Genomic DNA, 17596 nt, shown 5'->3' with positions numbered 1-17596 from the left:
CGCCTTCGCCCTCACTGCGCCAGCGGCAGGCTGCGGAACATGTCGCCATAGAGGCGATACACCACGCGCGCGGTGTGCACCACGGCCTCGCGGTCGGCGTCGTCGTCGAGCCGGTTCATCAGCCCCTCGAAGAAGCGGATGTGCTCCTGGTCGAGGCTGCCGTGCGAGTTGAGGTAGCTGAAGGCCGCCGGCGGCAGGCCGAGGCTGCCGCGGATCGCGCTCGCGGCGCGGGTGGCGAGCGCGATGCTGGTGCCCTCGAGCACATTGACCATGCCGAAGAAGCTCACCGGGTTGTGGCGGGCGATGCGGTCGTAGACGTAGGACACCATCAGCTCGGTCGGCAGCGCCGGCTGGCCGTGGCGCACCGCCTCGGGGTCGGCGCCGCAGGCGGCGAGGTCGTTGAGGATCCACTCCTGGTGGCCGAGCTCTTCCTCGATGTACTCGGCGATCGCGCTGCGCAGCCACTCGTGGCGCTCGGGCAGGCGGGCGCCGCAGGCCATCAGCAGCGGCACGGTGTGCTTGACGTGGTGGTAGGCCTCGGTGAGGAAAGCGACGTAGGTGTGGCGCGGCAGCGTGCCCGCCACCGCGTGGTGCAGCACCGGAGCGGCGAGCAGATAGTCGCGTTCGGCGGCGGTGCGGTCCTGCAGAGTCTGGAAGAAAGTCATGCGTCGATCTCGTTTTCAAGAGGAAGGAAGGGGGCGGGGTCGACCGGATCCGCGAGGACGTCCAGCTCAGCGCAGGCGGCGATGCGCGCCAGGTAGCGCTCGACGAGCGCCGCGCGGCGCAGGCGGCCGTTGGCGGTGAGCAGCCCGTTGGCCGGAGTGAAGGGGGCGTCGGCGCGCAGCCAGCGCTGCACGCGGGCGTAGTCGGGCAGGGTCGCGTTGGCGGCCGCCAGCGCCGCGTCGATCTCGGCATCGGCGCAGTCGGCGCGGCGCGGCACGATCACCGCGACGTTGGCGGCGAGCGCCTCGCCATGCACCCAGGCCTGGGCGATCGGCGCCTGCTCGGCGAGCTCGGCCTCCACCCATTCCGGATTGACGTTGCGCCCGAAGGCGGTGACGAACTGGTGCTTCTTGCGCCCGTGCAGCACCAGGAAGCCGTCCTCGAAGTGGCCGAGGTCGCCGGTCGGCAGCCACTCGCCCGCAGGCGCCGGCTCGCCGAGGTAGCCGAGCATGCGCGCGCCGCGCACCTCGACCTCGCCATCGGCGGCCAGGCGCACCGCGGCATGCGCGAGCGGCGGCCCGACCGTGCCGATGCGGCACGCGCCCGGCGTGTTCACGCACACCACCGAGGCGCATTCGGACAGGCCGTAGCCTTCGAAGGCCGGGATGCCGAGCGCCTCGGCGCGGCGCAGCTGCGCGGGCGCCACGCGTGCGCCGCCGACGGCGGCGAAGCGCAGGCTGGACGGACGCGCGGCCCCCTGCTCCACCGCGGCGACCAGCGCGAGCAGCAGCTGCGGCAGCAGGATCAGGCTGTGCGGCTGGCGCGCGTGCAGGGTCTGCATGAATCGCGCGACATCGAAACCGCTGGCGCCGGCGAGACCGAGCGCGGCCTGCGGCAGCAGGTCGACGCGGGCGCCGGCCAGCAAGGCGACATACACGCCGCCGACGTTCTCGAGCAGCGTGGCCAGCGGCAGCACGCACAGGTGGCGTTCGACGCCGCAGGCGGTGCTGACCGCGGCCAGGCTGCGCGCCACCGCGAGCTGGGCGGCGGCATCCAGGCACACGCCCTTGGGCTGGCCAGTGGTGCCGGAGGTGTAGGTGATCTTGACGGTGCCGGCAGGCAACGCAGGCACCACCGAACGCGGCGTACGGCGAAAGATGCTCGCCCCCGCCGTACTGGCCGTGGCCCCGGTCGCAGCCGGGGCGGTTTCCGCCGCGCGACGCATCACGCCCGCGTCAGCCGCCACCGCCACAAAACCCGCGACGCGCGCCGCCACCGCCGGGTCGCCGATCAGCGTGTCGATGCCGGCGCTGTCGAGCACATGGGCCTGCTGCTGCGGCGAGAAGAAGCCCGGCACCGGCACGCACACCCGCCCGCTGGCGAGCAAGGCCAGATCCCAGGCCACCCAGTCGGCGCCGTTGTCGAGCGCCAGCGCGACGCGCTGCGCCCCCAGCGCATCGAGCACCGCACGCCGGGCCTCGACCTCGGCCAGCACCTGCCGCCCGCTCCATTCGCCGGCCACATCGCGCAGCGCAGTCCGCTCGCCATAGGCCGCGAGCGCCGCCCACAGGGCCTTAGGCGCACAAGCCATATGTCGCCTCCAGCGCGCCGAACTGGCGATACGTGCCGGCCGTGGCGAGCGCGCGATCGGCGCCCGGCACCTCGGCCACCATCACCTGCGGGCGGTTGTCGTAATAGCTGCCCCACTCTGCGCGCCACTGCTCGGGATCCACCCCCAGCCGGCGCGGATCAGCCGGCGCCAGGCCGTGCAGCACGATGCCGAGGCGGCGGAAGCTGTTGATCAGCGCCGGCGTGCCGGTGAAGCCCGCCCAGCGCACGCCCTCGGCGGCGAGCAGGCGGGTGAGCGCGACGATCAGCAGGCGCGACAGGCCGGCGCCGCGTGCGGCCAGGTTGCCGACCTCGACCACGTCGGCGCGCGCCACCGTGGTGCCGGCACGGGCGGCGATCAGGTCCTCGATCGGCTCGTCGAGATAGCGCTCGAGAAACAGCGGCTGCACCGCCGCGCTGCGGCAGCCGACCGCGCCGTGCAGGCTGCCGTCGTCGGCCTCGAGACCGAACAGGCAGGGCATGAAGTGGCGCACGTCGGCCTGGTAGTGCGCCGCGAAGCGGTCACGGATGAAGCCCTGCACCGCCGCGCGGCGCGCGGCATCGGCGGGGACGAGGTGAAGGCTGCGCGGCACCTGCGACAGGGCGGCGTCGCGCGTCGAGGGGTATGCGGAGGGGTGGTCGAGCCACGGCAGATCCATGCTTGTTCGATCCCGATGTGTGAAACCGGGATCGATGCTGCCGGGAGAGGCTTAAGCGGACCTTAAGCGGGGCGCGACGCCGCGCGGTAGCCTGATCGCCGCGCCGGCCCCCGCGCTCGCCGCCCGCGCTTCAGGCGTTCACATAAGCGCGGATGCCCGCCGCGATGAACTCCACCGCCAGCGCGGCAAGCACCAGGCCCATCAGCCGGGTCATGATGTTGAGCCCGGTGCGTCCCGCCAGCCGGCTGATCGGCCCGGCGAGGCTGAAGGCGAACCACACCACCACGCCCATCAGCAACCCGGCGCCGAGCAGCATCAGCACCGCGCGCGTCCCCTGGTCGGCGTAGATGATCACCGTGCTCACCGTGCCCGGCCCGGTGAGCAGCGGGATGGTGAGCGGCACCACCGCGATGTTGGCGCGCTCGGCGGCCTCGTGGGTCTCCTCGGCGGTGGTGCGCCCCGGCGTGGGCTGCGCGTTGAACATCGAGATCGCGACGAGGAACAACAGCGCACCGCCACCGACCTGCAGCGAGGGCACGGTGATGCCGAAGCCGGCGAGCAGGTACTGTCCGCCGAGCGCGGTGATCGCGACCACGATGAAGCTCGCCAGCGCGGCGGTGCGCGCCGTGCGCCGGCGCTCGAGCGCGGACTGGCCATGGGTGAGGCCGATGAAGACCGGGATCGCCCCGAACGGGTTGATCAGCGCGGCCAGGGTGATGAAGATCTTGGCGAATTCCATGAGATGCACTCCGGGCGGGCCGGGTGGGTGCAGCCCCGCCATCGTCCCGCGCCGCGCAGACTACGCTGCCCTGCGGGTGGGCGGCAAATCGGCATCTCCAAGTGGACGATCGCGGCATGCACTCCTATGGTGAAGGCATGTCCGCCCCATCGAACGCGGCAAGGCATGGAGATCGCTCATGGCACAGCAAGGTCCTGAAACACCCCCTTCGCCCCTGGCCGCGGATGCCGCCGAGGCTGCCTACCCGGTGGTGGATGACGCAGCGCAGTCTGCGTCCCTGCCCACGGTGCTCGGCGTACAGGATCCCGTTCCGGCGCGACAGGCGGCGCCAACGCTCGCCTTCCGCCGCAAGCGCGCGGTCGACATCCCGTGGGGCGAGATCCTGCAAAGCCTGGCGCCGAGCGGCGAGGTCTCGATCGCGGCGCTGCGCGAATATTTCGAGCACGCGTGGGGGCTGTTCGCGCCGCCCGACGAGGCCCGCCTGGCCGAGCTGTGCGGCGGCAGGCAGCCGCGCATCGTACGCGTGGCGCCCGCATCGCCGCCCGAAGGCGCGCCACCCGGGCGCGCGCTCTTTCGCACCGAGCTCGGCACGCCCGCGAAACCCGCTGCGGCGCGGATCACCTGGGCGGCGGAGGAGACGCCGCCCTCGGACGTCGCCCTGCAGCACGCCAGCGGGCGCTGCTACCTGCTGCAGCCGCGCGCCGGCGAGGTGCTGCGCTTCGACAGTTTCTCCACCCCCGACGGCTACGCCGCCGGCTGGGCGCAGGTGGAGGGCGCCGAGCTGGTGTTCGCCTCGGAGGCCGAGGCGACGCAGGCCTTCACCGAGTACGCCGAGGTCGACCTGCGTCCGGCGATCATCCAGCGTTGCTTCCGCGAGCTTCTGCAGCAGCGCGACTTCGCCGCCAAGGTCGCCGAGGAGGTGGGCAAGGCCACCACGCGCTCGATCGAGCAGATCATCGCGCAGAGTCTGGACATCGACGCCGTCGAGCGCCTGCAGACAGAATCGCTGCGCCTGCAGATGCGCCAGTACGACGTCGAGCGCCGGCTCGAGCGCCTGGTGTCGCAGGCCGCCGACCTGGGCTACTACCTGTTTCTGAAGGACGACAAGTTCACCTTCCCCGACGGCAAGGAGGTGGCGGTCAAGCCGGGCGAGATCTACCGCCAGTTCCGCCGCGAGGCGAAGTGGACCTCGCGCTACACGCGCACGCTCTACGAAGCGAAGAAATTCCTCTTCTTCCGCGTCGGCACGACCGTGCGCACCGTGGTCGACGAACAGGCGCACACCGAGGTCGTCGCCGACTACGCCCAGGTCGACACCTCGCGCGACCCGGTCGCGGACACGCAGACGGCGCTGCGCCAGGCGGGCAAGGCGGTGTACCTCTTCCACCGCGCCCCGGAGGGCTTCGTCACCGCCGACGGCACCACGCTGCGCACGGTCATGGACCAGTGCGCCGCGAGCGAGGCCTTCCGCCAGCGCTGCGTGGTGATGCTGCCGGTGTTCGAGGATTCCATCACCGGGCGCTCGGCGCTGGTGAAGTACAGCGTGTTCAAGCACCCGCTGCCGGGCGTCACCGCCACCGTGCTGCCGCGGCTGTCGCTGCTGGAGGGGCTGTCCTACCGCATGAGCTGGCAGGGCAGCCATGTCGGCGAGCTGGTGAGCAGCATCAACCTCGCCCCGGGGGAGCAACGCACCGTCACCGTGGCGCGCAACTACACCCAGGAAACCACGGTGACGCGCTCGGCCACCTCGGTGTTCGACCTCAGCCGCGCCGAGGGCAACGACCTCAGCAGCGAGATGGAGAACCAGACGCGCACCGAACAGGAGCGCTCGAGCGAGATGAAGCTCTCCACCTCGGTGTCGGGCAGCTACTTCGGCGTCACCGCCGAGGCCAGCGCCAGCGCCGGCAGCAGCACCTCGCTGAAGAACTTCTGCCAGGCGGTGAGCAAGGTCGCCCGCAAGGCCTCGCAGGCGGTGAACCAGCATTCGCGGGAAGAGGTGTCCACGACGTCCAGCACCAAGAGCACGGTCGAGAACCGCGACCAGACCAGCGCCACGATCCGCAACATCAACGAGGGCCGCACCCTCAACCTGATGTTCCACCGCCTGTACAACCGCCACGAGGGCGGCATCTTCCTCGACGAGCTCGGCTTCGAGGTCATCCCCGGCGTCGAGATCATCGCCGGCAGCGGGGTGTATGAATCGATCCGCTTCGGGCTGGGCGACCTCCACGCCGTGGTACGGGAGTTCCGCGACGCACGCCTGCCCTTCGACCTCGACGAGGACGCACGCGGCGTCTGTCTCGAGCGCGTGATCGGCGCGCTCGAGACGCTGTTGAAGAAGGAATACGCCAAGCCGGCTCCCCTGCCGCTGACGCGCGGTGCGCGCAACCGGCTGCTGGTGGGCGCAGGCCCGGGGTCCGGACTCGACGCCTCGGTCGGCCTGCTGACGCTGGGCGCGACGGTCAGGCCGCGCGGCGCGCTGTTCGGCGTCACCGCCGAGCCCGGCGAGCAGGAGGCCGACGCCGCGCTCGCGCAGCGCATCGCCAGCCTCGCCGCCGACCTGCGCGAGGCCACGCTCGACCGTGAGACTCCGATCGAGCCCGCCTCCCTGCTGCTCGCCTCCGGCGGGCTCTACCTCGACGCGGTGGTCGGCGCGCGACCGAGCACGGAGCCCTACTCCGAGGCGATGCGTGCGCAGGAGGTCGCGCTGCGCGCGGCCGAGGTCGAGGCCAAGCTGGCGGCGAGCGTGTACCAGCGCGCACTGGCCACCTATGTGCAGCAAGGCGGCACGCCCCCGCTCGCGGCCGGCAGCGGCGTCACCCTGACGATCGCCCCGCCCGAAACCCACGCATGAAGGCCTCGGCTTTTCGCGACCTGCTGCGCAGCGCTGCAGGCCTCGCCGACCAGCTGAGCCACATGGACGGCATCGCCAGCGCCGACATGGCGCGCGCGATCGAGCTGCTCGAGGGGGCGCTGGCGGTGCTGGCGCCCTACACCCGCGCCGGCGAAGGGGGCGTGCTCGAGATGGACATCCCGGCCTATCAGGGCGAGGACGGCGGCGGGACGCCCGCATTCATGCGCGACGTCGCCCTCGACCTGCTCAACGTGGCCACCGTGCTCGAGCGTGCGCGCGAGGCCTACTGGGCGCTGGATGCACCCGACGCCCCCGCGCCCGACAAGGACGATCATGCGCCCGCGTCCGGGGCGGCCGCCCCGCGCGCCCGTCCCGAGCTGCGCTTTCCCCGCGAGGCGCGCACCGCCTACACCGCCGAGGAAGTGCAGAAGGTGCAGAAGCTGTTCCGCTTCCTGTACTCGAAGCGCGCCTACGCCAAGGTGAAACAGGGCGGCATCTGGCGGCGCGCCCTCAAGGAAGGCCGGGTAGGCGGCGACTGCAAGGACATCGTCACCCTGTCGCGCGCGAACCTGCTGGCGCTGCGCCGCGCCCTCAAGCCGATGTCGCGCGCGGAGCAGGACCTCTACGTCGCGCTCTTCGCCCTCCCGTTCCGGCTCAAGCATGCCACCGCCTCGCAGCACCGCGAGGCCATCGCCAACGTCGGCATGCTGTGGTCGCTGCAGCGGCTGCAGGACTGGTACGTGGTGCCCAGCTCGCAGTTCACCACCGCTTCGGACAAGTACCAGAAGGCCGACTACGACTTCGTGTTCTTCCGCATGGAAGTGGGCGAGGACGCCGTCGACACGCGCTACGGCGACCTGCAGTTCATCTTCAGGACCGACCACGTGTTCGCGGACGGCTGGGTCACGCTGCACGACATGCTGGCGCCGATCGACTCGCAGACCCTGCAGACCCTGCGCCTGAAGTTCGCGCCCGACACCGTGGTGCGGCGCTCGCGCTACCTCGACGACAAGCACTGGTGGCACACCGAGTGGGAGCACACCCCCTGCGACCCCGCCGCCCCCGAGACCCCCGCGCGGCGGGTGCACATTCTCGACGAGGTGTTCTACGGCCCGGACATCCGCGAAGGCCTGGTGCGCGCGATCCTGCGCGACCTGCGCGAAGTGCCCACCCTGCAGCAGGAGGCTTTCGAGCACTGTGGCGACGTGGCCTACCTGCGCTGGCTGGTGGGCGTGCTCTACCGGGTCGAGGCCAAGTACCCGTCGAGCTTCCGCTTCAGCGCCGAGACCCTGGTGCGCGAGCACCGTAAGCCCGCGGCGCAGGCGCCGGCGCTGAAGGCAGCGGTCTGAGACGCCGCCGGGGCGGGTGGCGCACGCTATCATCCCTGCCCTGCCGTCCCCCTTCGTCGATCGGGGGCCCCTGGAAAAGGACACGACCGCAACCGGAGCAGCCCCACGATGACTTCGAGCTACACCCAGGCCCCCGCACACATCCCGCACTGGATCGCTGGCCAGCCCCACGCCGGTTCCGGCGAACGCAGTGCCGAGGTGTTCGACCCCGCGCTGGGCGCGGTGGCGCGCACGCTCGCGCTCGCCAGCGCGGCCGACGTCGAGGCCGCGGTCGCCGCCGCGCGCGCGGCCTTTCCCGGCTGGGCGGCGGTCACGCCGCAGCGCCGCGCCAAGGTGCTGTTCCGCATGCAGGAACTCGTGGAGCGCTACAGCAAGGACATCGCCCGCCTGATCACGCGCGAGCACGGCAAGACCTTTCCGGATGCGCAGGGCGAGGTGCAGCGCGGGCTCGAGGTCATCGAGTTCGCCTGCGGCATCCCGCAGTTGCTGAGCGGACGCCATTCGGACAACGTCGGCGGCGGCATCGCCAACTGGAGCCAGCGCATGCCGCTCGGCGTCACTGCCGGCATCACGCCCTTCAACTTCCCGTTCATGGTGCCGATGTGGATGGCGCCGGTGGCGATCGCCTGCGGCAACAGCTTCATCCTCAAGCCCTCCGAGCGCGACCCCTCGCCTTCGCTGCTCACCGCCGAGCTGTTCCGCGAGGCCGGCCTGCCCGACGGCGTGTTCAACGTGCTGCAGGGCGACAAGCTCGCGGTCGATGGCCTGCTGCAACATCCGGACGTGCAGGCGGTGAGCTTCGTCGGCTCGACACCGATCGCGCGCCACATCTACGAGACCGCGGCCCGCCACGGCAAGCGCGCGCAGGCGCTCGGCGGCGCCAAGAACCACATGGTGGTGATGCCCGACGCCGACCTCGACCAGGCCGCCGACGCGCTGATCGGCGCCGCCTACGGCTCGGCAGGCGAGCGCTGCATGGCGATCTCGGTCGCGGTGGCGGTGGGCGACATTGCCGATGAACTGGTGGCGAAGGTCGTCGAGCGTGCGCGCAGACTCAGCATCGGCGACGGCGAGGCGCCCGGCACCGACATGGGCCCGATCGTCACCGCCGCCGCGCGCGACCGCATCCGCGCCTGCATCGACGCCGGCGTGCGCGAGGGCGCGACGCTGGTGCTCGACGGCCGCGAGCTGACCGTGCCCGGCCGCGAACAGGGCTTCTTCCTCGGCGCCACGCTGTTCGACCACGTGCGCCCGGGCATGAGCATCTACGAGGAGGAGATCTTCGGGCCGGTGCTGTCGGTGGTGCGCGTCGGCAGCTTTGCCGAGGCAATCGAGCTGATCAACGGCCACACCTATGGCAACGGCGTCGCCTGCTTCACCCGCGACGGCGGCACGGCGCAGGCCTTCGCGCAGTCGGTGCAGGTGGGCATGGTGGGCATCAACGTGCCGATCCCGGTGCCGATGGCCTGGCACTCCTTCGGCGGCTGGAAGCAGAGCCTGTTCGGCGATCACCACGCCTACGGCGAGGAAGGCGTGCGCTTCTACACCCGCTACAAGAGCGTGATGCAGCGCTGGCCGGACAGCGCCGCCAAGGGGCCGGAGTTCGTCATGCCGGTGAACAAGTAGGCCCCGGCGGCGGCGCCTGCGCTAGCTGGGGAGGTCGTCGACGATCACCACGTGCAGGTAGCGCGGACCGTGCGCGCCGAGCACCAGGCTGCCCTCGATGTCGGTGGTGCCGCTGGCGCCGGTGATGATGTTGACGTTGCGCGGCGGGCGCTGGCCGGCGGTGGCCGCGGCGTAGTCGTCGAGGTAGGCCAGCACCGTGCTCGCGCGCACCATCACCAGATGGTGCAGGGGCAGAAAGTTGGCGAGGATCGGGGTCTCGGCATCCGAATGGAAGACCAGCGAGCCGGTCTCGGCGATGCCCCAGCGCGCGAAGCCCACCGCCAGGGTCTCGTCGGGCGCGACCCGCTCGTGCAGTTCGAAGCCCGACCAGTCGAGCGCCTTCAGCACGGCCGCGGGCTGCAGCGCGATCGCCGCGGGCAGGTCGCGCGCGTCGAGGTAGCGCGCCACCGCGGCCGGCAGTTCGCGCGCGTCGGCGATGCGCTCGGCGGTGGCCGCCACCTTGGGCGTGACCAGGCGGGCGATGAAGGCCTCGACCAGATCGTCGGCAAGCAGGCCGGGGCGGATCGCGGGCAGGTCTTCGAGCAGGGCGTCGGCCTCGCGCCGCAGCGCCGCCGGATCGAAGCTGCGGTGGCCGAGGGCGCCGCGCACGGCGTTGAGGATGGCTTCGCGGGCGCTCATCGTGCGCTCTCCTGATCCTTGACCATTTCCATGAAGGTGCGTTTGGCGGGTGCGGGAAACTCGCGGTGCGCGGTCCATGCGCCCAGCCCGGGCATGCCCTTGACGAGGCCGCCGCGGCTGAAGAGCCGCATCACTCGCACCGCGATCGCCGTGCCCAGGCGGTAGAGCCGCGGGTGCGAGGCCACGAAGGTGTGGATCCCCAGACCGAAGCGCACCACCGAGGGTTCGAGCCCCTCGCGCCACGAGCGGTCGCGCCAGCCGCGCAGCAGCGTGGGCAGCGGAATCGCCACCGGGCACACCTCCTGGCACTTGCCATTCATCGTGCACGCGTGCGGCAGATCGCGGGATTTTTCCAGGCCGTCGAACACCGGCGTCAGCACCGCGCCCATCGGCCCCGGATAGGTGCCGCCATAGACGTGGCCGCCGAGCTGACGGAACACCACGCAGTGGTTCATGCAGGCGCCGCAGCGGATGCAGCGCAGCATCTCCTGCATGCCCTCGCGCAGCATGCGGCTGCGGCCGTTGTCGACCAGCACGATGTGGAATTCTTCCGGGCCGTCGCGATCCCCCGCCTGCCTGGGGCCGCAGTGGAAGGTGGTGTACTGGGTGACGTCCGCGCCGGTGGCCGAGCGCACCAGCAGGCGCAGCATGGCGATCGCGTGGCCCATGCTGGGGACGAGCTTCTCGATGCCGGCGGTGACGATGTGCACCCGCGGCGGCGTGGTGGTGAGCTCGGCGTTGCCCTCGTTGGTCACCGTGCACGTGGCGCCGGTGTCGGCGAGGAGGAAGTTGGCCCCCGAGATGGCGACGTCGGCGCTGAGGAACTTGTCGCGCAGCTCGCGGCGCGCGCTGTCGACCATCGCCTCGATGGTCTCCTCCTGGTGCGGGGCGCGGTGCAGGCGCTTGAACATCTCCGAGACCTGCTCGCGCGTGCGGTGCATCGACGGCCACACAATGTGCGAGGGGCGGTCGCCGCCGAGCTGCACGATGTGCTCGGCAAGGTCGGTCTCGACGCGCTCTATGCCGGCCTCATCGAGCGCATGCGGCAGGCCGATCTCCTCGCCGAGCATGGACTTGACGCGGGTGACGCGCTTGGCGCCGGCTTCCTTGCACAGGCGCACGACGATCTGCGAGGCCTCCTCGGCGGTCGCGGCCCAGTACACCTTGGCGCCCGAGGCGGTGGCGTTGCGTTCGAACTCGAGCAGGTAGTGGTCGAGGTTGGCGATCACGTGGTCCTTGATGCGCTTGCCGCGCTCGCGCGCCGCCTCGAACTGCGGAAACTGGCTCATCGCCACCGCGCGCTTGCGCTCGGCGGTGCCGGTGGTGCGGTCGATCGCGATCTTTAGCGTGGGGTCGGCGAGCGCGCGCTCGGCGCGCGCCTTGAAGGACAGCGTGGCTTCTTCCATGGCTCAGCCCTCCTCGCCGATCGCTGCGCCGCCGCCCATGCCGGCGAGCACCTCGGCGGCATGGAAGGCGCGTACCTCCGCGCCCTTGCGCTTGAGCTTGCCGGCCATGTTCATCAGGCAGCCGAGGTCGCCCCCGAGCAGCAGCTGCGCGCCGCTGCGCTCGATGGCCTCGGCCTTCTCGCCCACGACCGCGTTGGAGATCGCCGCGTACTTGACGCAGAAGGTCCCGCCGAAGCCGCAGCACACGTCGTTGCCCTCGAGCGGCTTCAGGGTGAGCCCCTCGACCTTGCCGAGCAGCGCGCGCGGCTGATCATGCACGCCGAGCTCGCGCAGGCCCGAGCAGCTGTCGTGGTAGGTGAAGCTGGCGTCGAGCTTCACGTCCGCCGGGGCGTAGCCCATCACGTCGACCAGAAAGCTCATCAGCTCGAAGGTCCGCTCGCCCAGCCGGCGCGCGCGCTCGGCCCAGGCCGGGTCGCCGGCGAGCGCCTCGGCGTAGTGCACCCTGGTCATGCCCACACAGGAGCCCGAGGGCGCGACCACGTAGTCGTAGCCCTCGAAGGTCTCGATGAAGTGACGGGCCAACCTGGCCGCATCTGCAGTGTCGCCGCTGTTGAAGGCGGGCTGGCCGCAGCAGGTCTGCGCCTGCGGGATCTCGACCCGGCAGCCGGCGTCGCGCAGCAGCTTGAGCGCGGCGAAGCCGACGCTCGGACGCATCGCATCCACCAGGCAGGTGACGAAGAGCGCGACGCGCGGCGAAGTCGGGCGCGAATCGCTTCGGGGCTGGTTCATGGGGGTCTTCCTCCTGCGTTGTCGGGGCGGTCGCGCGCGGATCATCGCCGCGCACCGGCGCGCGCTGGCCAGGCACGGGCCGGTCTCGATGGGCGGCGATCGCTGCGTCTTCCGTCAGCGTGCGCAGCCGCCACGAACCACCGGCGCCGGACGAATCCAGCAGCGCGCCAGCGTGCATTCTCGGCATCTTCGCGCCGCCTCACAGCATACGATCTTTTTTCTCCGCGGCGCCGTTCGCATGCGGGGCGCCGGATGCAGCACGGCGTTGTGATCCAGCCGGGCGACGAATATCCTTTCCCGGCGCGCGCCATTCGCAGCTATCCGGAGACACGCCCCATGTGCGGAAGATACGCGCTCTACGGCCCCATCTCACGCCTGAGTGAGCGGTTCGCGGCCAGCATCGACGCGCTGCCGGCCGACTTCGGGCCGCGCTACAACGCGGCTCCGATGCAGATGCTGCCCGTCGTCCGCCAGCGCCCCGGCGGCGAGCGCGTGGCACACCTGCTGCGCTGGGGCCTGCTCCCGGGCTGGGCAAAGGACCCGGGCATCGCCACCCGGCTCATCAATGCGCGCGCCGAGACGCTGGCCGAGAAGCCCGCCTTCCGCGCGGCCTACCGGGCGCGCCGCTGCATCGTGCCGGCATCCGGCTTCTACGAATGGAAGGCGGTCCCCGGCGGCAAGCAGCCCTATTACATCCAGCCCGCCAATGACGAACTGTTCGGCCTTGCCGGCCTGTGGGAACGATGGACCCGCCCCGAGGGCACGCCGATCGACACCTTCACCGTCATCACCACGGCGGCGAACGCGACCATGCAGGCGCTGCACGAGCGCATGCCGGTAATCCTTCAGCCCGCGGACTACGGTCCGTGGCTGAGCCGCGACACCGCACCGGAGCGGCTCGGCCAACTCCTTGCCCCCTGCCCGGACGGCATGCTGAGCATGCATCCGGTGTCGAAGGCGGTCGGCAACGTCCGCAACGAAGGCGCGCGATTGATCGCGCCCGAGTCGGATCCGCAGCCGCGCTGACCCCGCGCAGTTATCCAGCTTTCCTGTGGATAAGGCTGGGGGCAGGGGCTGGGAAATTGCGCCAACCCCGTGTGCCACATGGCACTTGGGGCACTGCTTCAAGAACGGGCGGGAGCACGCTCGGGCGGACCTCCGCCAGTGGCTCCCCGCACCGATTGCCGGCACCATTGTCCACACGTGTGGCTGGCACACGGTCGAGTTCCCGGGAGACCAACATGAACGATGCAAACGCCAACGACGCCCCCCTCAGTCTGCGCGACGCGGCGCGCTTGCTCGCCGGCCAGGACCTGTCGGCACACGATGCCGAAGTCCTGCTGGCAAACGCGATACAGCACTGCGAGCTGCACGCCAACGTCAAGCGCTGGGCCACCGAACAGTGGGATGGCCAAGGCCTGCCTGGCAACATCAACCCGCGGGAAACCTGCATCGAACGCAGCGACCTGGAGGCCTGGCGCAAGCGCAGCACGGCGGTTTGAACCGTCGCGCAGGGAAGGCGCCCCGGCCACCAGCCGCAAGGCGCCCTCAGCTCACCGGGACAGCCGCCGATTCCGCACCATCGGCTACGGCGCGCGCGCCCTCGATGCAGCGAGCCGTGAAGGGGTGACGAGTTGCACGGCTGACGCTCCGGCATCACACGACGCCATCAAGGCGGATCGTGCGAACCGGTTTTGTTACGGAGAGCCGCGTCTTCACTCGACGGTCACGCTCTTCGCCAGGTTCCTCGGCTTATCCACGTCCGTGCCCTTCACCAGCGCCGCGTGGTACGACAGCAGCTGCAGCGGGATCACGTGCAGCACCGGCGACAGCATGCCGTAGTGCTCGGGCATGTGCAGGATGTGCACGCCTTCCGACTCCGGGATCTCGCTGCCCGCGTCGGCGAACACGTAGAGCTCGCCGCCGCGCGCGCGCACTTCCTGCAGGTTGGACTTGAGCTTTTCCAGCAGCTCGTCGGCGGGCGACACGGCGATCACCGGCATGTCCTTGTCCACCAGCGCCAGCGGGCCGTGCTTGAGCTCGCCGGCGGCGTAGGCTTCGGCGTGGATGTAGGAGATCTCCTTGAGCTTGAGCGCGCCTTCCATGGCGATCGGCCAGTGGCTGCCGCGGCCGAGGAAGAGCGCGTGTTCCTTGCCGGCGAAGCGCTGGGCCCACTGCTCGATCTCGGGCTCGAGCTCGAGCACCTTCTGCACCGCGACCGGCAGGTGGCGCAGCGCGGCGAGGCGGCGCTCCTCCTCTTCCTGGCTCAGCCGGCCGTTGATCTTGGCGAGCGCCAGCGTGAGCAGCGCGAAGGCGGCGAGCTGGGTAGTGAAGGCCTTGGTGGAGGCGACGCCGATCTCGGGGCCGGCACGGGTGATGAAGCGCAGCGCGGTCTCGCGCACGATGGCCGACTCGGGCACGTTGCAGATGGCCAGCGTGCGTTCCATGCCGAGCGTCTTGGCGTGCTTGAGGGCGGCCAGGGTGTCGGCGGTCTCGCCCGACTGCGAGATGACCACGACGAGCGTTTCGGCGTCGGGTACGGACTCGCGGTAGCGGTATTCGCTGGCGATCTCGACCGTGACCGGCAGCTTGGCGATGGCCTCGATCCAGTAGCGCGCGACCAGGCCGGCGTGATAGCTCGTGCCGCAGGCCAGGATGAGCACGCGGCGCACGCCGTCGAAGACTTCCGCTGCGCGTGCGCCGAAGTGCTGCGGGGTGATGCCGGCGCCGCCGGCGATCAGTTCAAGCGTCTGCGCCAGGGCCTGCGGCTGCTCGAAGATCTCCTTCTGCATGTAGTGGCGGAACTTGCCCAGCTCCACCGCATCGGCCGACAGGCTGGAGAGGTGCACCGCGCGCTCGACCGGGCTGCCGTCGGGACGGATCACGATGTAGCTGTCGCGGCGCAGTTCGGCGAGGTCGCCGTCTTCCAGATAGACGATCTTGCGCGTGACCTGCAGCAGCGCGGCGGTGTCGGAGGCGGCATACATGCCGTCCTCGCCGATGCCGAGCAGCAGCGGCGAGCCGCGGCGGGCGACGATGATGCGGAAGGGGTCGGCCTCGGCCACCACACCGATGGCGTAGGCGCCAACGAGTTCGTTGGTGGCCTGGCGCACGGCCTCGAAGAGGTCGGGGGTGGATTGCAGCTTGAAATGCACCAGGTGGGCGATGGCCTCGGTGTCGGTCTCGGACTCGAAGACGTAGCCCTTGCCCTGCAGCTCGGCCCTGATGGCCTCGAAGTTCTCGATGATGCCGTTGTGCACCACCGCCAGGCCGGCGGAGATGTGCGGATGGGCGTTACGCTCGGAGGGCACGCCGTGGGTGGCCCAGCGCGTGTGGGCGATGCCGACGTGAGCCGAGAGCTGGCGCGCATCGGCCAGGGCGGCGAGTTCGGCCACGCGCCCGCAGGCGCGCAGGCGGGTGAGCTCGCCCGACAGCACCGCGAGGCCGGCCGAGTCGTAGCCGCGGTACTCGAGCTTGCGCAGGCCCTCGAGCAGGACCGGAACGACGTTGTTGGTTGCGATTGCGGTGACGATGCCACACATGGTCGGGGCTTCCTTGTTCGGTTGTCGGGTGCCGGCTACAGGCGCGGCTTTCCGTGGGAGCGGGCTTGCCCGCGAATGAGGGCGCCCGTTGCCGCCCTGTTCGCGGGCAAGCCCGCTCCCACGGGGTCTCAGCGCGGCTGCTTCACCGGGCGCTTCCAGTTGAGGCTGATCTGCTTGACGCGGGTGACGGTGAGCTGCTCGGCCGGCGCATCCTTGGTCAGCGTGGTGCCGGCGCCGAGCGTGGCGCCGCGGCCGACGCGCACCGGCGCGACGAGCTGGGTGTCGGAGCCGATGAAGACCTCGTCCTCGATGATGGTGCGGTGCTTGTTGGCGCCATCGTAGTTGCAGGTGATGGTGCCGGCGCCGATGTTGACCTTGCTGCCGACGTCGGCGTCGCCCACGTAGGCCAGGTGGTTGGCCTTGGAGTGGTCGGCGATGACGCTGTTCTTGACCTCGACGAAGTTGCCCAGATGCACGTCGGCGCCGAGCACGGTGCCCGGACGGGTGCGCGCATAGGGCCCGATCACGCAGGCCTGCCCCATGGTGGTGCTGTCGACGTGGCTGAAGGGCTCGAGCCGGGTGCCGGCGCCGATGCGGGCATTGCGGACGACGCAGTGGGCGCCGATGCGCACGCCGTCGCCGAGCTCGACCTCGCCTTCGAAGACACAGTTTACGTCGATCTCGACGTCGCGGCCCACACTGAGGCTGCCGCGCACGTCGATGCGCGCCGGGTCGATCAGGGTGACGCCCTCTTCCATCAGGCGGCGGGCGATGTTGCCCTGGTGAATGCGCTCGAGCTCGGCCAGCTGCAGCTTGTTATTGACGCCGAGCGTCTCGGCGAAGGCGTCGGGCTGCACGGTGGTCACCTCGACGCCGTCCGCCACGGCGAGGCCGATGATGTCGGTGAGGTAGTACTCGCCCTGGGCGTTGTCGTTGCCGATGCGGCCGAGCCAGTCGCGCAGGCGCGCCACCGGAGCGACCAGGATGCCGGTGTTGACTTCGCGCACGCGGCGCTCGTCGGCGCTGGCGTCCTTCTCCTCGACGATGCGGACCACCTTGCCGGCGGCATCGCGCAGGATGCGGCCGTAGCCGGTGGGGTTGTCCATCTCGACGGTGAGCAGTGCCAGGCGCTCGCCACCGGCGGCGGCGACCAGCCGGCGCAGGGTGGGCACGCCGATCAGCGGCACGTCGCCATAGAGCACCAGGGCAAGCTCGCCATCGTCGAGGTGGGGCAGCGCCTGCTGCACCGCATGCCCGGTGCCGAGCTGCGGCTGTTGCCGCGCCCAGGCCAGGTCGGGGGCGTCGAGGCGCTCGCGCACGACTTCGCCGCCGTGACCATAGACCACGCAGATGCGCCGAGCGTCGAGCGTGCGGGCGGCCTCGAGCACGTGGGCCAGCATCGGCTTGCCGGCGATGGGTTGCAGGACCTTGGGCAGGATCGAGCGCATGCGCTTGCCCTGGCCGGCCGCGAGAACGACGACTTGCATGGGGGGCTTCCAGTGATTGGCTGACGAATTCGACGACCGCGGGAGTTTACCACCGCGCTGCAGCGCGGAATGTGAGCAAATGCATGGCATGTGGGTCAAAACCAACCGATCTGCGAATAACGGAGGCTTTGATTGACGCATTGCACAATTCGATTACGCTTGTTCTCATCTCGGTCACAGACACCGTCTAAAATCT

14 protein-coding genes are annotated in these 17596 nt (G+C 70.6%); 5 read left to right on the top strand and 9 right to left on the bottom strand.

What is annotated here, in order from left to right; all coding sequences use genetic code 11:
• Nucleotides 1-11 precede the first annotated feature (11 nt).
• The 4 genes from AAG895_RS03645 to AAG895_RS03630 all read right to left on the bottom strand — a co-directional run bounded on the left by AAG895_RS03645 (nt 12) and on the right by AAG895_RS03630 (nt 3669).
• The gene (locus AAG895_RS03645; protein ID WP_345794210.1) at nt 12-665 is read right to left on the bottom strand and encodes an iron-containing redox enzyme family protein; all 654 of its coding nucleotides are present in this window, start codon (nt 663-665) and stop codon (nt 12-14) included.
• Nucleotides 662-2254, bottom strand: a complete 1593-nt coding sequence (locus AAG895_RS03640) for an AMP-binding protein (RefSeq protein ID WP_345794209.1) — start codon at nt 2252-2254, stop codon at nt 662-664. The genes AAG895_RS03645 and AAG895_RS03640 overlap by 4 nt, the downstream gene beginning before the upstream one ends.
• Nucleotides 2238-2930, bottom strand: a complete 693-nt coding sequence (locus AAG895_RS03635; protein ID WP_345794208.1) for a thermostable hemolysin — start codon at nt 2928-2930, stop codon at nt 2238-2240. Before AAG895_RS03635 ends, AAG895_RS03640 begins: the two co-directional genes overlap by 17 nt.
• A gap of 130 nt (nt 2931-3060) precedes the next feature.
• Nucleotides 3061-3669, bottom strand: coding sequence for a MarC family protein (locus AAG895_RS03630; protein WP_345794207.1), 609 nt, complete (start codon nt 3667-3669; stop codon nt 3061-3063).
• A 178-nt stretch (nt 3670-3847) separates the two neighbouring features.
• On the opposite strand from AAG895_RS03630, the gene AAG895_RS03625 reads away from it, so the two are divergent.
• The 3 genes from AAG895_RS03625 (at nt 3848) to AAG895_RS03615 (ending at nt 9498) form a co-directional block, all read left to right on the top strand.
• On the top strand, nt 3848-6523 hold the full coding sequence (locus tag AAG895_RS03625) for a hypothetical protein (protein ID WP_345794206.1): 2676 nt from the start codon (nt 3848-3850) through the stop codon (nt 6521-6523).
• Nucleotides 6520-7872: a hypothetical protein gene (locus tag AAG895_RS03620; RefSeq protein ID WP_345794205.1), complete on the top strand. Its 1353-nt coding sequence runs from the start codon at nt 6520-6522 to the stop codon at nt 7870-7872. Before AAG895_RS03625 ends, AAG895_RS03620 begins: the two co-directional genes overlap by 4 nt.
• Nucleotides 7873-7980: 108 nt before the next feature.
• Nucleotides 7981-9498, top strand: coding sequence for a CoA-acylating methylmalonate-semialdehyde dehydrogenase (locus AAG895_RS03615; protein ID WP_345794204.1), 1518 nt, complete (start codon nt 7981-7983; stop codon nt 9496-9498).
• A 21-nt stretch (nt 9499-9519) separates the two neighbouring features.
• Here the strand turns inward: AAG895_RS03615 and AAG895_RS03610 are convergent, their stop codons facing one another.
• From AAG895_RS03610 to AAG895_RS03600, 3 genes are read right to left on the bottom strand one after another with little or no spacing between them, the layout of a single operon-like run.
• On the bottom strand, nt 9520-10176 hold the full coding sequence (locus AAG895_RS03610) for an LUD domain-containing protein (RefSeq protein WP_345794203.1): 657 nt from the start codon (nt 10174-10176) through the stop codon (nt 9520-9522).
• Complete coding sequence (locus AAG895_RS03605) at nt 10173-11582, bottom strand: LutB/LldF family L-lactate oxidation iron-sulfur protein (protein ID WP_345794202.1); 1410 nt, start codon at nt 11580-11582, stop codon at nt 10173-10175. The genes AAG895_RS03610 and AAG895_RS03605 overlap by 4 nt, the downstream gene beginning before the upstream one ends.
• A gap of 3 nt (nt 11583-11585) precedes the next feature.
• Nucleotides 11586-12371 carry a (Fe-S)-binding protein gene (locus tag AAG895_RS03600; protein WP_345794201.1) on the bottom strand — a complete coding sequence of 262 codons (786 nt, stop codon included), beginning with the start codon at nt 12369-12371 and terminating at the stop codon, nt 11586-11588.
• A gap of 336 nt (nt 12372-12707) precedes the next feature.
• On the opposite strand from AAG895_RS03600, the gene AAG895_RS03595 reads away from it, so the two are divergent.
• Both AAG895_RS03595 and AAG895_RS03590 read left to right on the top strand, forming a co-directional pair.
• Nucleotides 12708-13397 (top strand): SOS response-associated peptidase, encoded by a 690-nt coding sequence (locus AAG895_RS03595; RefSeq protein ID WP_345794200.1) that lies wholly within the window; start codon nt 12708-12710, stop codon nt 13395-13397.
• Between the two features lie 215 nt (nt 13398-13612).
• Nucleotides 13613-13873, top strand: a complete 261-nt coding sequence (locus AAG895_RS03590; protein ID WP_345794199.1) for a hypothetical protein — start codon at nt 13613-13615, stop codon at nt 13871-13873.
• A 213-nt stretch (nt 13874-14086) separates the two neighbouring features.
• Here AAG895_RS03590 and glmS read toward each other — a convergent pair whose 3' ends face one another.
• On the bottom strand, nt 14087-15913 hold the full coding sequence (gene glmS / locus AAG895_RS03585; protein WP_345794198.1) for a glutamine--fructose-6-phosphate transaminase (isomerizing): 1827 nt from the start codon (nt 15911-15913) through the stop codon (nt 14087-14089).
• Nucleotides 15914-16041: 128 nt separating this feature from the next.
• Nucleotides 16042-17400, bottom strand: a complete 1359-nt coding sequence (glmU, locus tag AAG895_RS03580; protein WP_345794197.1) for a bifunctional UDP-N-acetylglucosamine diphosphorylase/glucosamine-1-phosphate N-acetyltransferase GlmU — start codon at nt 17398-17400, stop codon at nt 16042-16044.
• Nucleotides 17401-17596: the final 196 nt, after the last annotated feature.

Source organism: Thauera sp. JM12B12 (genome assembly GCF_039614725.1).
In the GTDB taxonomy this organism is placed as follows: Bacteria; Pseudomonadota; Gammaproteobacteria; order Burkholderiales; family Rhodocyclaceae; genus Thauera.
Note: the sequence above shows the minus strand (reverse complement) of the source record. Positions and strands in the feature narration are given on the sequence as shown.

Excerpts from the sequence above, each read along its gene's own strand:
- AAG895_RS03645 (WP_345794210.1), bottom strand. The coding sequence starts at position 665 with ATGACTTTCTTCCAGACTCTGCAGGACCGCACCGCCGCCGAACGCGAC.
- AAG895_RS03640 (WP_345794209.1), bottom strand. The coding sequence starts at position 2,254 with ATGGCTTGTGCGCCTAAGGCCCTGTGGGCGGCGCTCGCGGCCTATGGC.
- AAG895_RS03635 (WP_345794208.1), bottom strand. The coding sequence starts at position 2,930 with ATGGATCTGCCGTGGCTCGACCACCCCTCCGCATACCCCTCGACGCGC.
- AAG895_RS03630 (WP_345794207.1), bottom strand. The coding sequence starts at position 3,669 with ATGGAATTCGCCAAGATCTTCATCACCCTGGCCGCGCTGATCAACCCG.
- AAG895_RS03625 (WP_345794206.1), top strand. The coding sequence starts at position 3,848 with ATGGCACAGCAAGGTCCTGAAACACCCCCTTCGCCCCTGGCCGCGGAT.
- AAG895_RS03620 (WP_345794205.1), top strand. The coding sequence starts at position 6,520 with ATGAAGGCCTCGGCTTTTCGCGACCTGCTGCGCAGCGCTGCAGGCCTC.
- AAG895_RS03615 (WP_345794204.1), top strand. The coding sequence starts at position 7,981 with ATGACTTCGAGCTACACCCAGGCCCCCGCACACATCCCGCACTGGATC.
- AAG895_RS03610 (WP_345794203.1), bottom strand. The coding sequence starts at position 10,176 with ATGAGCGCCCGCGAAGCCATCCTCAACGCCGTGCGCGGCGCCCTCGGC.
- AAG895_RS03605 (WP_345794202.1), bottom strand. The coding sequence starts at position 11,582 with ATGGAAGAAGCCACGCTGTCCTTCAAGGCGCGCGCCGAGCGCGCGCTC.
- AAG895_RS03600 (WP_345794201.1), bottom strand. The coding sequence starts at position 12,371 with ATGAACCAGCCCCGAAGCGATTCGCGCCCGACTTCGCCGCGCGTCGCG.
- AAG895_RS03595 (WP_345794200.1), top strand. The coding sequence starts at position 12,708 with ATGTGCGGAAGATACGCGCTCTACGGCCCCATCTCACGCCTGAGTGAG.
- AAG895_RS03590 (WP_345794199.1), top strand. The coding sequence starts at position 13,613 with ATGAACGATGCAAACGCCAACGACGCCCCCCTCAGTCTGCGCGACGCG.
- glmS (WP_345794198.1), bottom strand. The coding sequence starts at position 15,913 with ATGTGTGGCATCGTCACCGCAATCGCAACCAACAACGTCGTTCCGGTC.
- glmU (WP_345794197.1), bottom strand. The coding sequence starts at position 17,400 with ATGCAAGTCGTCGTTCTCGCGGCCGGCCAGGGCAAGCGCATGCGCTCG.